This is a genomic window from Cellvibrio mixtus subsp. mixtus J3-8 (assembly GCF_000766945.1).
In the GTDB taxonomy this organism is placed as follows: Bacteria; Pseudomonadota; Gammaproteobacteria; order Pseudomonadales; family Cellvibrionaceae; genus Cellvibrio; species Cellvibrio mixtus_A.
This window is the reverse complement of record NZ_KN266213.1, coordinates 61,986-76,289: the sequence shown is the minus strand read 5'-3', so window position 1 is coordinate 76,289 and position 14,304 is coordinate 61,986. Positions and strand designations below refer to the sequence as shown.

Here is a 14,304-nt window from a genome sequence, read left to right as displayed (position 1 = left end):
ATGGCTACGATTCACGTTGATGGTAAACAATTAGAAGTTAACGGCGCAGATAACCTGTTGCAGGCCTGTTTGTCGCTGGGCCTCGATATTCCTTACTTCTGCTGGCACCCGGCGCTGGGCAGCGTTGGTGCTTGTCGCCAATGCGCGGTCAAGCAATACGCCAATGCCGACGATAAGCGCGGCCGTTTGGTAATGTCGTGTATGACACCGGCAACCGACAACACCTACATCTCGATTGAAGATGAAGAAGCGAAAGAGTTTCGCGCGAGTGTTGTCGAGTGGTTGATGACCAACCACCCGCACGATTGTCCGGTGTGTGAAGAAGGCGGTCACTGCCATTTGCAAGATATGACCGTAATGACCGGCCACGATTCCCGCCGCTACGATTTCACCAAGCGTACTCACCTGAACCAGGAATTGGGTTCGTTTATCAGCCACGAAATGAACCGCTGCATCGCGTGTTATCGCTGCGTGCGTTATTACAACGATTACGCTGATGGTTCAGACTTGGGCGTATACGGTGCGCACGACAATGTTTATTTCGGTCGCGTAGAAAGCGGTACCCTGGAGAGCGAATTCTCCGGCAACCTGGTAGAAGTGTGCCCTACCGGTGTGTTCACCGACAAAACCCACTCCGAGCGTTACAACCGTAAGTGGGATATGCAATTTGCCCCGAGCGTATGCCAGGGTTGTTCCGTTGGCTGTAACATCAGCCCCGGTGAACGTTACGGTGAGTTGCGTCGTATCGAAAACCGTTACAACGGTTCGATCAACCATTATTTCCTGTGTGACAAAGGCCGTTTCGGTTACGGTTATGTCAACAACGAAGATCGTCCGCGCGTTCCATTCCTGCGTGCTGCTAACGGCCTTGGTGCAACCACTTTAGATGGTGCATTGGATTGGGCGATTGCCGCGCTTAAAAATTCCAAAAAAGTTATTGGTATCGGCTCGCCACGTGCAAGCATTGAAACCAACTACGCCTTGCGTTCATTAGTCGGTGCAGAAAATTTCAGTGCCGGTTTTGAAGCGGCTGAACAAAAACGTGTTGAGTTGGTGTTGGACATTCTGCAAAACAGCGGTTTGCACACTCCACCAGTACGCGATCTCGAAAACAGGGATGCAGTATTTATCCTGGGTGAAGATTTAACCCAGACCGCAGCGCGTATTGCACTGGCATTACGTCAAGCCGTGAAAGGCAAAGCCTATGAAATGGCGGCGGAAAAGCGCGTATCCGAGTGGGCTGCTGAAGCCATTAAAAATATTGGCCAGCATGCGAAGAGCCCATTGTTTATCGCCAGCTTCCAGGAAACTCGCCTGGATGATGCGGCGACTGAAACTTATCGCGCGCCGGTAGAAAGTATTGCGCGTTTGGGTTTTGCGGTAGCCAATATTATCGATAGTAATGCGCCAGCAGCGAATGATCTGAGTGATGCAGAGCGCGCATTGGCACAAACCATCGCTGATGCATTACTCGCAGCAAAAGCGCCGCTGGTTGTGTCGGGTACTTCAGCAGGTTCCGAGTCTGTTATCAAAGCGGCTGCAAACGTTGCGCTTGCATTGAAAGCGCGCGAAAAAGCAGTAGCAATTACTCTGGTTGTTCCTGAAGTAAACAGCCTTGGCGTTGCTTACCTGAAAGGTAAATCAGTGGTTGATGCACTGACTGCATTGAAAGATGGCGCAGCAGATACAATCGTCATCGCAGAAAATGATTTGTACCGTCGCGCACCAAAAGAATTGGTTGATGCCGCATTGTCTGCCGCGAAATCGGTAATCGTTCTTGATCACCAGGTAACAGCAGTACAGGAAAAAGCGCACTTGGTATTGTCCGGTGCAAGCTTCGCGGAAGCAGACGGTACCGTGATTAACTGTGAAGGTCGTGCACAACGTTTCTTCCAGGTTTATGACCCGGCATTCTACGATGCAAAAGTACAAGTGAAAGAAGGCTGGCGCTGGTTGCATGCGATCCACACTGCCGTTGAAGACAAGCCTTTCTCCTGGACTCAACTGGATGAAGTGATCAATGCAGTTGTCACTGAAGTTCCAGCGCTTGCAGAAATTCGCGATGCAGCTCCGAACGCTGACTTCCGTATTAAAGGGTTGAAACTCGCGCGCGAGCCGCGCCGTTATTCTGGCCGCACCGCAATGCGTGCAAACATCAGCGTTCACGAGCCGCGTGCTTCACAAGATAGCGACTCGGCATTGGCGCACTCAATGGAAGGTTATGTTGGTCCGGAAAATCCGGCGGCATTGACCTCATTTGCATGGGCTCCGGGTTGGAACTCACCACAAGCCTGGAACAAATTCCAGGACGAAGTCGGTGGCCATTCACGCAAAGGTGATGCGGGTAAACGTTTGATCGAAGCGCGCGCTGATGCAAGCTTCAATTATTTCAACGATGTCCCTGCGGCATTTGTTGCATCAGACAGCAAGCTGCGCGTTTCTCCGCTGTACCACATGTTTGGTAGCGAAGAGATGACTTCAAAAGCAGCGGTTATTGCGGACAGAATCCCGGCGCCTTACGTAGCGATTTCGGTTGCGGATGCCGAGCGCATCGGTGTGAAAGATAACGCCACTGTCATCGTGCGCATTGTTAATAACAATCTGCGTTTGCCGGTAAAAGTGAGTGCAACACTCGCGGCTGGCAGCCTCGGTTTACCGGTTGGCCTGAAAGGTATCCCGACATTTGTTGGTGAAACCTGGGCGCAAGTTATGCAGGAGGCTGTGTAATGTTTGATTGGGTAACGCCAGAGTTGGCGCAAATATTTTTTACCGTTTTCCAGGCGGTTGTGATTTTGTTAGTCACTGTTTTGCTTGCGGCTTACCTCAGTTTGATCGAGCGTAAATTGCTGGCGTGGTGGCAAGACCGTTATGGCCCTAACCGTGTTGGTCCGTTTGGTATGTTCCAGATTGTTGCCGACATGTTCAAAATGTTTTTCAAAGAAGACTGGACTCCACCCTTTGCAGACAAATTAACCTTCCGCCTTGCACCGGCGATTGCGATGGGAACGATTTTGTTATCCATGGCAGTGATCCCGGTAACGGCAACCTGGGGTGTTATCGATTTAAATATCGGTTTGTTGTTCTTCTTTGGTATGGCCGGTCTCGCTGTGTATTCAGTGATGTTCGCTGCCTGGTCATCCAACAACAAATACTCATTGCTCGGTGGCTTGCGTGCGGCTGCACAAACCGTGAGTTACGAAGTATTTATGGGTTTGGCGCTGATGGGCGTGGTAGTGCAAGCGGGTAGTTTTAACCTGCGCGATATCGTTGAAGCGCAATCCAATCTGTGGAATATCATCCCGCAATTCTTCGGTTTTTGTACATTTATGATTGCCGGTATCGCGGTAACTCACCGCCATCCATTCGACCAGCCGGAAGCGGAACAAGAACTTGCCGACGGTTACCACATTGAATATTCCGGTATGAAGTGGGGTATGTTCTTCGTGGCTGAATACATCGGTGTAGTGATGGTATCAGCGATGATTGTGACCCTGTTCTTCGGTGGCTGGAAACCGCTGCCATATCTCGATTTCATTCCATCATTCGTTTGGTTCGCAGTAAAAACCGGCTTCTTCATTATGTTGTTCGTATTGGTGCGCGGTGCGTTGATGCGTCCACGTTATGACCATGTAATGAAATTCAGCTGGTTGGTGTGTTTACCACTGACGCTGGTGAACTTATTGGTTACTGCAGCGGTTGTGCTGCTGAATACTCCGGCAGCTTGAGGGTAGTAATTATGGTAAAAAATATTGTTTCACTGGTTTCCGGAGCGGGCACCCAGATACGCAGTTTGCTGATGGTGTTTAGCCACGGTTTCCGCAAGCGCGACACCATCCAGTATCCGGAAGAAAAAGTGTATCTGCCGCCGCGCTATCGTGGTCGCATTGTATTGACGCGCGATCCGGATGGTGAGGAGCGTTGCGTAGCCTGTAACCTCTGTGCGGTTGCTTGCCCGGTGGGTTGTATCTCATTGCAAAAAGCAGAAACCGATGATGGCCGTTGGTATCCCGAATTTTTCCGCATCAATTTCTCGCGTTGCATTTTCTGCGGAATGTGTGAAGAAGCCTGTCCGACAACTGCAATCCAATTGACCCCGGATTTTGAGATGGCGGAATACAACCGTCAGGATCTGGTGTACGAGAAAGAGCACTTGTTGATTTCTGGCCCGGGTAAAAATCCGGATTACAACTTTTACCGTGTTTCCGGTATGGCGATTGCGGGCAAGCCAAAAGGCGCAGCGCAAAACGAAGCCAAGCCTATCGATGTAAAAAGCTTGTTGCCTTAATTCCGGCCCGACTGAAAAGAAGAGACATACGATGGAAATTGCATTCTACATTGCCTCCGCAATCGCGATTTACGCAACCTTGCGCGTAGTGACCAATACCAATCCGGTGCACGCGTTGTTGAGTTTGATTGTGTCGCTGTTAGCGGTTGCAGCCATATTTTTTATGCTCGGTGCGCCTTTTGCCGGTGCGCTTGAAATTATTGTTTATGCCGGTGCCATCATGGTGCTGTTCGTGTTCGTGGTGATGATGCTCAATATCGGCCCCGCCGTGGCGATGCAAGAGCGCGCCTGGTTAACGCCCAAAACCTGGGTTGTGCCAGCGATCCTCGCCGCCGTCCTGTTAGCGGAAATGCTGTATCTGTTGCGCGATGGCACCTGGAATCAGGCAGGCCATACGCTGGTGGATGCCAAGCAAGTCGGTATTTCCCTGTTTGGCCCTTACCTGTTGGTGGTTGAGCTGGCGTCATTGTTGCTGTTGGCAGCATTGGTTGCGGCGTATCACTTGGGCAAACGCGACGACCAAAACGGTTAATAACAATTTTAAAACTAAGCTGTCCGGAATCTGCTTGACGACATCCGGATAAATGGCAAAGCGCGCTGCGCGTAATCGAAAAAAGGTGTGCGTAAATGATAGCAATACCTATGGAGCAGGGCCTCGCGGTAGCGGGTGTGCTCTTTACACTGGGACTGGTTGGGGTGATGGTTCGCCGCAACATTCTATTTTTATTGATGTGCCTGGAAGTGATGATGAATGCGGCGGCGCTCGCCTTCATTGTTGCAGGTAGTCGCTGGGGTGCGCCGGACGGACAAGTGATGTTCATCCTGATCCTGACCCTGGCTGCAGCGGAAGCAAGTATCGGTTTGGCGATAGTGTTGCAGTTTTATCGTCGCCATCATTCCCTGGATATTGACGTTGCGAGTGAGATGCGCGGATGAATTTTCTCTACTTAACATTCCTGTTTCCCGCAATCGGCTTTTTATTATTAGCCACATTGCGTACCCGTCTCTCTGAAAACCTGGCCGCCGTTATCGGTGTTGGCTCGATTGGTCTTTCAGCGCTCACGACTGTATATGTCGGGATCGATTTTTTAAATAACGTAGAGCAGGGCGGCAAATACGTTCAAACCTTATGGACCTGGATGCACGTTGGCGATTTCAACGCGAGCTTCGGCCTGCACCTGGATGGTTTGTCACTGACTATGCTCGGTGTAATTACCGGTGTGGGTTTCTTCATCCATTTGTTTGCTTCCTGGTATATGCGCGGCGAAGCAGGCTACGAGCGTTTCTTCTCCTACATGAACCTGTTCGTTGCCAGCATGGTATTGCTGGTGCTGGGCGATAACCTCGGTCTCTTGTACCTGGGTTGGGAAGGGGTAGGTCTGTGTAGTTATCTGCTGATCGGTTTCTACTACTCTGATCGCGCCAATGGCGAAGCGGCTATCAAAGCCTTTACCGTCACTCGTGTGGGCGACGTGTTTATGGCCATTGGTATCTTCATTATTTTCCAACAACTCGGCACTTTGGATATCCAGCAAATCCTGGTTCTTGCTCCGCAAAAATGGAGTGAAGGTGACCCGATGGTGGTTGCTGCTTCCCTGATGTTGTTGGGCGGTGCGGTAGGTAAATCGGCGCAATTGCCACTCCAAACCTGGTTGGCGGATGCGATGGCTGGCCCGACCCCGGTTTCTGCATTGATCCACGCCGCTACCATGGTGACCGCGGGTGTGTACTTGATTGCCCGTACCCACACCGTATTTGAATTGGCTCCGGATGTACTGTTGCTGGTCGGTGTAGTGGGGGCGATTACCTTGTTGATTGCGGGTTTCTCTGCGCTGGTACAAACCGATATCAAGCGTGTGCTCGCGTACTCAACCATGAGCCAGATTGGTTATATGTTCCTCGCCTTGGGCGTTGGTGCCTGGGATGCTGCGATATTCCACTTGATGACCCACGCATTCTTTAAAGCTCTATTGTTCCTGTCGGCCGGTGCGGTGATTATTGCGTGCCATCACGAGCAAAATATCTTCAAGATGGGCGGCCTGTGGAAAAAGATTCCATTTGTCTATGCCTGTTTCCTGGTGGGTGGCGGTGCGCTGGCGGCGTTCCCGTTCCTGACCGTCGGCTTCTTCAGTAAGGACGCAATCCTGCTGCAAGCCTATGCCAGCGGTCACACCAATTTGTTCTGGGCCGGTTTGGTGGGTGCGTTCTTCACCTCTATCTATACCTTCCGTTTGATTTTCATCGTATTCCACGGCGAAGAGAAAACCCATGCTCACTCAATTCACGGTTTCTCTTACTGGTTGCCATTGGGTGTCCTGTTGGTGCTCTCAACTTTCGTTGGTTCATTCATTCATCAACCGCTTGAAGGTGTATTGCCGGCATTCACTTCGGCAACACTGGAAGAATCCAAGCACTTTGTTGAGATCCTTGCTATCGCAACCGGCCTGATTGGTTTGGCATTCGCGTTCGTATTCTTCTGGGGCGAGCGCCGCATTGCCAAATCGATTTCCGAAAGTGGTTTGGGCCGTTTGCTGTCGCCCGTATTACGCGATGGTTGTGGTTTCGATTGGTTGTACAACTGGTTGTTTGTAAAACCCTATTTGTTTATCGCGGCCATCAATCGCCACGATGCAATCGCCAAATTGTTTGATTTGATCCCGTCACTGGCAAAACTGGGCAACAGCGCAATGAGCGTGACCGAAAATGGTCGCGTGCGCTGGTATGCCACCAGTATTGCGCTGGGTGCGGTGTTGGTGCTGGGCGCAGTCCTGGTTTTACAAGTTACATTTACTCATTAAGAAGGATAGGCCAGACCATGACTCTTTCGGCACTGATCCTGATCCCGTTTTTTGGCGGCCTGTTGTGCTGGCTAAGCGAGCGATTAGGCGCAGGCGTCCCGCGGTGGATTGCCCTTATTACTATGTCTCTTGTTCTCGCCATTGGTGTAAACCTGTGGCTCACCGGTGATTATTCCAGCGTTGCAGGTACCGGCGGCCTTAACTGGCAAGTTGAAGAACAATATTCCTGGATTCCTTTACTCGGTGTGAGTATTCATTTCGGTATCGATGGCCTGTCACTGGTGATGGTATTGCTCACCGGTTTGTTGGGTGTTGTTGCTGTTGGCTGCTCCTGGAAAGAAATCAACAAAAACGTTGGCGCCTTCCACATGAACCTGCTGTGGAGCCTCGCCGGTGTGCTGGGTGTGTTCCTCGCGCTGGATATGATGCTGTTTTTCTTCTTCTGGGAAATGATGCTGATTCCGGTTTATTTCCTGATTGCGCTCTGGGGCAGTTCAGCCCACAACGGCGCGGTGCGTGTGAAAGCCGCGACCAAATTCTTCATTTACACCCAGGTGGGTGGTTTGGTGATGCTGGTGGGAATCCTCGCGCTGGTGGTTGTTAACTACAAAGCGACCGGGCAAATCACTTTCGCTTACGAAACCCTGTTGAATACCCACAAACTGATGAGCCAGGAACTGCAATTTATCCTGATGCTGTGTTTCTTCATCGGCTTTGCGGTCAAGTTGCCCATCGTTCCTGTTCATGCCTGGTTGCCGGATGCGCACGCTGAAGCACCAACCGCCGGTAGCGTAGACCTCGCCGGTATCCTGTTGAAAACCGCCGGTTACGGTATGTTGCGTTTCACCCTGCCATTCTTCCCTGATGCATCGCAAGAGTTTGCCAACACGGCGATGCTGCTGGGTGTATTCGGTATTTTCTACGGCGCCTTCCTGGCGTTCGTGCAAACCGATATCAAGCGTCTGATCGCCTACACCAGCATCTCCCACATGGGCTTTGTGCTGATCGGTATTTACTCCGGTAACTTGTTAACCCTGCAAGGCCTGGCGATCCAGATGCTGGCCCACGGTTTGTGTGCCGGTGGCTTGTTTATCCTCGCCGGTCAACTGTACGAGCGCCTCGGTACCCGCGATATGCGTGAGATGGGTGGACTGTGGGCTCGTTTCACTTACTTGCCGCCACTGTTGATGTTCTTTGCCGCTGCGTTGCTGGGTATTCCCGGTACTGCCAACTTCATCGGCGAATTCCTGATTCTGCTGGGCGCATTCAAAGTCGTTCCGGTGCTCACCATTATCGCGACGGCGAGCCTGGTATTGGCCGGTGTTTACTCGCTGATCCTGATCCATCGCACCCTGTTTGGTCAGCCGACTTCAGAACAAAAACTCGCAGAGCTTTCTGCCCGTGAAATTAGTCTCGTGGTGTCGCTTGCGGTGATTCTGTTGGTAATTGGTTTCTATCCCCAGCCACTGTTGAATGTGTCTGTGGATGCAATGACCTTTATCCAGCAAACCTATGCACCGGCAGATGTGTCTGTTCCTCTGCCCATTGGGGGCGCTGCGTCCCCAGTCGCTCCATGAGGTCACTATGAATTTATCATTCGAAACTTTTTTACCTTTAGCGCCGGTTATCTTACTGAGCCTCACTGCGGTATTGGTGATGCTGGCGGTATCTATCAAACGTAACCATTGTGTTAGTTACTGGATCACCATTGCCGGCCAATTGGCAGCATTGGTTTCTATTTTTGCACTGGATGGTTTTGCCGTTGATCGCGTTGCAACACCGGTTACGGATTTAATCCTGATTGATGGGCATGCTTATTTCTACGGTGCATTGGTGATCTTCGCCTCGTTGGTTTGCACTGTGTTTTTGCGCAACTTCATTGAGAGCTACGGCAACAACAAAGAAGAAGTTTATATGTTGTTGTTGATCGCGGCGGTCGGTGGTTTGGTGCTGGTATCCAGCAGCCATATGGCCGGCTTCTTTATCGGTTTGGAATTACTGTCTGTGCCTGTGTACGGCATGGTGGCTTACACCCATGAGCGCAGCCGCTCACTCGAAGCTGGTGTTAAGTACCTGATCCTCTCTGCTGCTGCCTCGGCGTTCCTGCTGTTTGGTATGGCTCTGGTTTATGCCCAAACCGGCACCATGTTGTTTGCTGACCTTGCAGACAAGCTTGCTGAACACGGTGGCTACCTTGCTGGCTTTGGTATCGCGATGATTGTGATTGCCATGTGCTTCAAGTTGTCGCTGGCTCCATTCCACCTGTGGACTCCTGACGTGTACCAGGGTGCACCTGCGCCAGTGGGGGCGTTGCTGGCGACGGCAAGCAAGCTCGCTATTATTGCCATCCTGATTCGCTTCCTTGGCCATATAACCAGTGACCTGACAGCAGTGCTGCAACCGGTATTGGCGGTGATTGCGATTGTGTCTATCGCAGTAGGTAACTTCCTCGCGCTGACCCAAACCAATTTGAAACGCATGCTGGCTTACTCATCTATCGCACACATGGGTTACCTGTTGATTGCGTTAATTGCCGGTAATTCCGTTGATGTTGTCAGTGCAAATGTTTATCTGTTGACCTATGTTGTTACCAGCCTTGCAGCCTTCGGTGCAATCAGTGCGCTGTCGCACGGTGGTAATGCATTGGATGCGGAGGAAGTGAATCACTATCGTGGTTTGTTCTACCGTAGCCCGGCACTCGCTGTTGCGTTGACCCTGGTGATGTTGTCATTGGCGGGTATTCCGTTAACTGCCGGTTTTATCGGTAAGTTCTATATCTTTATGACCGGCGTTACTACAAGTAGCTGGATTTTGTTGGCAGCGTTGATTATCGGCAGTGGCTTGGGACTCTATTACTACCTGCGTGTGATGGTTGCTTTATATGATCGCACGGGTAACTCCCAGGCGGATAATGTTCCCGCCGCCCGTGCCAGCGTCGCTATTGTCATTTTGTTGGTGGTACTGGTGTTGTGGTTGGGTGTGTACCCGCAACCCGCACTGGAATTTATCAATACCCTGCATTAATTGCGCGAAACAGGCTCCTGACGGAGCCTGTTTTGTTTTAGCTGTCCGATTTTCTGCTATCTATAATTTGTGCTTTATTTGCATTCAGATATTTCACTGTCACTGGTTTTTAGTTGTTATTGGCCTCGGATCACTCGTTGGATTTGCTCTATAAATTTCCAGCGCCTTTTATGAATTTATTGCATCTTTATAAATTAACTGCGCCTTTCCATAAATTTACTGCGTAAAGCGGAATGCTTGTTGCTAAACTAAACAGGCGCCAACATTGATAAGTAAGGGGAAATAAATTGACTGGTCGTAAAAAATCGGCAGATCACAGCTACGATCTTTTGGTAATCGGTTCCGGACCCTCCGGTGAAAGTGCCGCTATCTCTGCGTCGAAAATCGGCAAGCGAGTCGCAGTGATAGAGAACAGGGCACTGGTGGGTGGCAGTTGTGCACACAAAGGTACAATCCCTTCCAAATCCTTGCGTCATGTCGTCAAGCAAATTATCCAATTCAAAAGCAATAGTTTATTTCGCGAAATCGGCGATAGCCGCCGCCTGACTTTCCCGCGCGTTTTGCAATCAGCAGCAAAAGTGATTCCCAAACAAGTAGAGATGCACACCAACTTTTATGTGCGCAATCGCGTGAATGTGCATATCGGCCAGGCATCGTTTGTTGACGCAAACACGGTAAGTCTTTCATTGTTAGACGGTGGTGTTGAAAGTATTCACGCTGAAAAAATTGTGATTGCCACCGGTTCGCGCCCTTATCGTCCGGCGGATGTTGATTTCAATCACCCGCGTATTTATGACAGTGACACCATCCTGGAAATGGAGCACACACCGCGGCATATTATTGTTTATGGTGCGGGTGTCATTGGTTGTGAATACGCATCGATTTTTTCCGGCTTGGGCATGCGCGTTGATTTAATTAACAACCGTGATCGTTTATTGTCATTCCTCGATGACGAAATTTCTGATGCATTGAGTTACCACCTGCGTGATAGCGGCGTAACTGTTCGCCACGGCGAAGAATATGAAGCGATTGAAGCCAGTGATTGCAGCGTTACTTTATTTTTGAAATCCGGAAAGCGTTTGAAAGCCGATGCGATTTTATGGTGTAACGGTCGCAGCGGTAATACCGATAATCTGAATTTGAGTGCAGCAGGTTTACAAGCGGATCATCGCGGCAATTTAAAAGTGGATGATTGCTATCGCACCCAGGTTGAAAATATTTATGCCGTTGGCGATGTCATTGGCTGGCCCAGTTTGGCAAGTGCGTCTTATGGTCAGGGCCGCGCAGTAACCGGCGGTATTTTTGGCGATCAATGCCAATTAGTGCATGATGTCCCTACTGGAATTTATACCCTGCCGGAAATCAGCTCGGTAGGTAAAACTGAAACAGAATTAACCCAGGCAAAAGTGCCTTATGAAGTAGGGCGTGCGTTGTTTAAAAATACGGCACGCGGTCAAATTAGCAGTGAAGATGTCGGCATGTTAAAAATTTTGTTTCATGTTGATACGCTGGAAATACTCGGTGTCCATTGTTTTGGTGCGGAGGCCGCCGAGATTGTTCATATCGGCCAAGCCATTATGAAACAAACAGGTGAGGGCAATAATATCCATTATTTCCTCAATAATATTTTCAACTACCCAACCATGGCAGAAGCCTATCGAATTGCTGCGCTGGATGGCGTAAATCGTATCAGTCGTCGTTGACTTGACGTTTTTTCCGTAAGGGCGCGATTTATCGCGCCCTTTTCATTTGCTCCGTATCTGCATTTTCTCTGTGAATATTTTTACTGCACAGTATCTTCATTGTGATGTGCGGCTGGCGAATTTTCCTCCGATTGTGGCTGTCCAGATTCCACTTTTGGATGAAAATTCCTCACACAATGAATCACCGTATTGCTATCAAAATAAACTGTAAACTCCTGGTATTTCCAGCGCGAAATAGGTGGCTGCCCTTTTGCTGGCACCTCCTCCAAAGGTTCACCAAATAAACTTTTAACCCGTTCCTTGCTCATTCCTTTTGTTGGCATATCTATGGCCGGTTGGGTTTTGGCTTGCTCGCCAACAGGAATACGAATTTCTTCTGCAATCGAGCTTGGAGCTGGAAGTATTGCTGCTGTAAGCAACAATAATACGCCGCTGAGAGATTTGGATCGAAACATAATTGCCCCGGAGAGTTACAGCCCCGAGCTTCATTGCTGCATAAGGCCCTTAGAAAATTTATTGCAGATACTGCTGGCTCTTCCTGCGTTCGGCCATCTGCGCACGCATTATCTGTTGGCCAATTAACTGTTGTTGACCATCGCTGACACGATGAAATTTTGCCGCAATCTGGTATTCACCGGTGTTACTCGGTTCACAACGAATAATTTTGGCAAACAGCACAAGGCCGGCATTGCTGGGCAAAAAAATCAGGCGCAAGGCGATGTGGCTGTTCATTTCCACCGCACGGGAGCTACCGAATGCAATGCCACCCTCACTGAGGTTAACCTGTTTGATAGTCTTTGATGGGGGAAGTGGTTTTGAATCAGCCATTAACTGTTGGCTGATAATATCGATTTTGCGGTTCAAGTTGTGTAAGTACTCACCCAAAGCACGGCTGGTTTCTTTGATTTGATGGAACAAATGGGCATTGTCATTATCGATTTTACGTAGCTCAGCAAACAACTTTAGCGAGGCTGTATTGGGGAATTGCAGTTCTGCAGCGGCGGTATTCGCCGTTATTTCGTCCACCTCTTTAAATTCAATGGCGATACTTTCATCAATCCGAAAGTAACTACGACGTTCACTCATGACCTGAAGCTTCCAAAAACTGTGATGCAGTAAACATAGCACAAGCTACGCAGGTTGTTCATGTTTTACCGGAGGCCAGTTTTTGTGGAAAACGGGTTTTGTTTGATAAGCATGCAGTTTTGCTTGAGCAAAGGGGGCCAATTAGGTTTAATGCGCCCATGCTGAAAAATATCCCCCTCTACATAGGCTTGCGCTATACCCGTGCCAAGCGCCGCAACCAGTTTATTTCCTTTATCAGTGCTTTCTCCCTGATTGGTATGGCATTAGGGGTGATGGCCTTGATTATTGTGCTTTCCGTTATGAATGGCTTTGATCGGGAAATGAAGGGGCGCATCCTGAATGTCATCCCCCATGGTTTTATTGATCAGCAACCGATGGTTAGTGATTGGCAGGCGTTGGCTACAAAAGTAAATGCCCAACCCGGTGTAGTTGCATCGGCTCCTTATATCCAGAGTTCGGCAATGGTTACCTATGATGGCGGTGTAGAGGCAATTGAATTACACGGTATTGACCCGGCTGTGGAAACGAAAGTATCGGTTGTCGACCAACATATGATTGTTGGCAATATGGCCCAGTTGGAGCCCGGTGAATACGGGATTGTTATGGGGCGAATCCTTGCCAGTCGGTTGATGCTTGCAACCGGTGATAAAATTCGTGTGACTTCGCCAGAAATCAATATTACGCCGATGGGAGCATTTACCCGCTCACGTAACTTTACGTTGGTTGGTGTGTTCGAAGTGGGAGCGCAGGTGGACAGTACGCTAGCGCTCATCCATTTAACGGATGCGCAAAAATTTTTACGACAAACCGGCGTGCAAGGTCTCCACGTTAAAACAAAAGATTTATATTCCGCCGGCCTGATTATGAATCAGGTTCGCGCAAGCCTTGGCGATGAATTCCGTGTGCGCGACTGGAGCCAAACCCAGGGGAGTTTATTCCAGGCGGTCAAAATGGAAAAAATAGTCGTCGGCTCCTTGTTGATGATTATTATCGCTGTCGCTGCCTTTAATATTGTTTCCAGCCTGGTGTTAATGGTTGCAGACAAACGCTCGGACATCGCTGTGCTGCGTACATTAGGCCTAAACGCGCGGCAGGTAATGGCGATATTTATTGTGCAAGGCTGTGCAGTAGGATTTATCGGTACTTTTATCGGAACGATTCTTGGCTGTTTCGTTGCACTGACTTTAACGTCCATTATGTCGGTGTTTGAATCTGTATTGGGCTTACAAATTTTTGACCCCGAGGTTTATTTTATTACCCAATTGCCATCCGTATTGTTATGGCAGGATGTTGCTGTTATCTGCGGTATTGCTTTGGGTCTAAGTTTTCTCGCAACACTTTATCCGGCATATCGCGCTGCGCAAATTGAGCCGGCAGAAGCGTTGCGCTACGAATAATTTCTCTCTTG

General features: G+C 49.6%; 12 protein-coding genes. 10 read left to right on the top strand and 2 right to left on the bottom strand.

What is annotated here, in order from left to right; genetic code table 11:
- From nuoG to sthA, 9 genes are all read left to right on the top strand, one after another.
- Entirely contained in the window at nucleotides 1-2,727 is a 2,727-nt protein-coding gene (nuoG, locus tag A596_RS18685) for an NADH-quinone oxidoreductase subunit NuoG (protein WP_039917668.1), read from the top strand.
- Nucleotides 2,727-3,725, top strand: coding sequence for an NADH-quinone oxidoreductase subunit NuoH (gene nuoH / locus A596_RS18680; protein WP_039917667.1), 999 nt, complete (start codon nucleotides 2,727-2,729; stop codon nucleotides 3,723-3,725). The genes nuoG and nuoH overlap by 1 nt, the downstream gene beginning before the upstream one ends.
- Before the next feature lie 11 nt (nucleotides 3,726-3,736).
- Nucleotides 3,737-4,285, top strand: a complete 549-nt coding sequence (gene nuoI / locus A596_RS18675) for an NADH-quinone oxidoreductase subunit NuoI (protein WP_039917662.1) — start codon at nucleotides 3,737-3,739, stop codon at nucleotides 4,283-4,285.
- A gap of 31 nt (nucleotides 4,286-4,316) precedes the next feature.
- The gene (gene nuoJ / locus A596_RS18670) at nucleotides 4,317-4,817 is read left to right on the top strand and encodes an NADH-quinone oxidoreductase subunit J (RefSeq protein WP_039917661.1); all 501 of its coding nucleotides are present in this window, start codon (nucleotides 4,317-4,319) and stop codon (nucleotides 4,815-4,817) included.
- A 95-nt stretch (nucleotides 4,818-4,912) separates the two neighbouring features.
- Complete coding sequence (nuoK, locus tag A596_RS18665) at nucleotides 4,913-5,221, top strand: NADH-quinone oxidoreductase subunit NuoK (protein ID WP_039917660.1); 309 nt, start codon at nucleotides 4,913-4,915, stop codon at nucleotides 5,219-5,221.
- Nucleotides 5,218-7,083 carry an NADH-quinone oxidoreductase subunit L gene (gene nuoL, locus A596_RS18660; RefSeq protein WP_039917659.1) on the top strand — a complete coding sequence of 622 codons (1,866 nt, stop codon included), beginning with the start codon at nucleotides 5,218-5,220 and terminating at the stop codon, nucleotides 7,081-7,083. The genes nuoK and nuoL overlap by 4 nt, the downstream gene beginning before the upstream one ends.
- A gap of 17 nt (nucleotides 7,084-7,100) precedes the next feature.
- A complete protein-coding gene (nuoM, locus tag A596_RS18655) occupies nucleotides 7,101-8,660 on the top strand; it encodes an NADH-quinone oxidoreductase subunit M (RefSeq protein ID WP_039917656.1) in 1,560 nt (519 codons plus the stop codon).
- A 7-nt stretch (nucleotides 8,661-8,667) separates the two neighbouring features.
- A complete protein-coding gene (locus A596_RS18650; protein WP_039917655.1) occupies nucleotides 8,668-10,107 on the top strand; it encodes an NADH-quinone oxidoreductase subunit N in 1,440 nt (479 codons plus the stop codon).
- Between the two features lie 287 nt (nucleotides 10,108-10,394).
- Nucleotides 10,395-11,810: a Si-specific NAD(P)(+) transhydrogenase gene (gene sthA / locus A596_RS18645; protein WP_039917653.1), complete on the top strand. Its 1,416-nt coding sequence runs from the start codon at nucleotides 10,395-10,397 to the stop codon at nucleotides 11,808-11,810.
- An 80-nt stretch (nucleotides 11,811-11,890) separates the two neighbouring features.
- Here sthA and A596_RS18640 read toward each other — a convergent pair whose 3' ends face one another.
- Nucleotides 11,891-12,265, bottom strand: a complete 375-nt coding sequence (locus A596_RS18640; RefSeq protein WP_039917651.1) for a hypothetical protein — start codon at nucleotides 12,263-12,265, stop codon at nucleotides 11,891-11,893.
- Between the two features lie 58 nt (nucleotides 12,266-12,323).
- Nucleotides 12,324-12,896 carry a PilZ domain-containing protein gene (locus tag A596_RS18635; protein ID WP_039917649.1) on the bottom strand — a complete coding sequence of 191 codons (573 nt, stop codon included), beginning with the start codon at nucleotides 12,894-12,896 and terminating at the stop codon, nucleotides 12,324-12,326.
- A gap of 158 nt (nucleotides 12,897-13,054) precedes the next feature.
- Between A596_RS18635 and A596_RS18630 the strand changes: the two genes are divergently transcribed.
- Nucleotides 13,055-14,293, top strand: a complete 1,239-nt coding sequence (locus A596_RS18630) for a lipoprotein-releasing ABC transporter permease subunit (RefSeq protein WP_039917647.1) — start codon at nucleotides 13,055-13,057, stop codon at nucleotides 14,291-14,293.
- Nucleotides 14,294-14,304 lie beyond the last annotated feature (11 nt).

Bases quoted from the DNA above. Each gene is read 5' to 3' on its own strand.
- nuoM (WP_039917656.1), top strand. From the start codon at position 7,101: ATGACTCTTTCGGCACTGATCCTGATCCCGTTTTTTGGCGGCCTGTTG.
- nuoG (WP_039917668.1), top strand. From the start codon at position 1: ATGGCTACGATTCACGTTGATGGTAAACAATTAGAAGTTAACGGCGCA.
- nuoK (WP_039917660.1), top strand. From the start codon at position 4,913: ATGATAGCAATACCTATGGAGCAGGGCCTCGCGGTAGCGGGTGTGCTC.
- A596_RS18640 (WP_039917651.1), bottom strand. From the start codon at position 12,265: ATGTTTCGATCCAAATCTCTCAGCGGCGTATTATTGTTGCTTACAGCA.
- nuoJ (WP_039917661.1), top strand. From the start codon at position 4,317: ATGGAAATTGCATTCTACATTGCCTCCGCAATCGCGATTTACGCAACC.
- A596_RS18650 (WP_039917655.1), top strand. From the start codon at position 8,668: ATGAATTTATCATTCGAAACTTTTTTACCTTTAGCGCCGGTTATCTTA.
- A596_RS18635 (WP_039917649.1), bottom strand. From the start codon at position 12,896: ATGAGTGAACGTCGTAGTTACTTTCGGATTGATGAAAGTATCGCCATT.
- A596_RS18630 (WP_039917647.1), top strand. From the start codon at position 13,055: ATGCTGAAAAATATCCCCCTCTACATAGGCTTGCGCTATACCCGTGCC.
- nuoI (WP_039917662.1), top strand. From the start codon at position 3,737: ATGGTAAAAAATATTGTTTCACTGGTTTCCGGAGCGGGCACCCAGATA.
- nuoL (WP_039917659.1), top strand. From the start codon at position 5,218: ATGAATTTTCTCTACTTAACATTCCTGTTTCCCGCAATCGGCTTTTTA.
- nuoH (WP_039917667.1), top strand. From the start codon at position 2,727: ATGTTTGATTGGGTAACGCCAGAGTTGGCGCAAATATTTTTTACCGTT.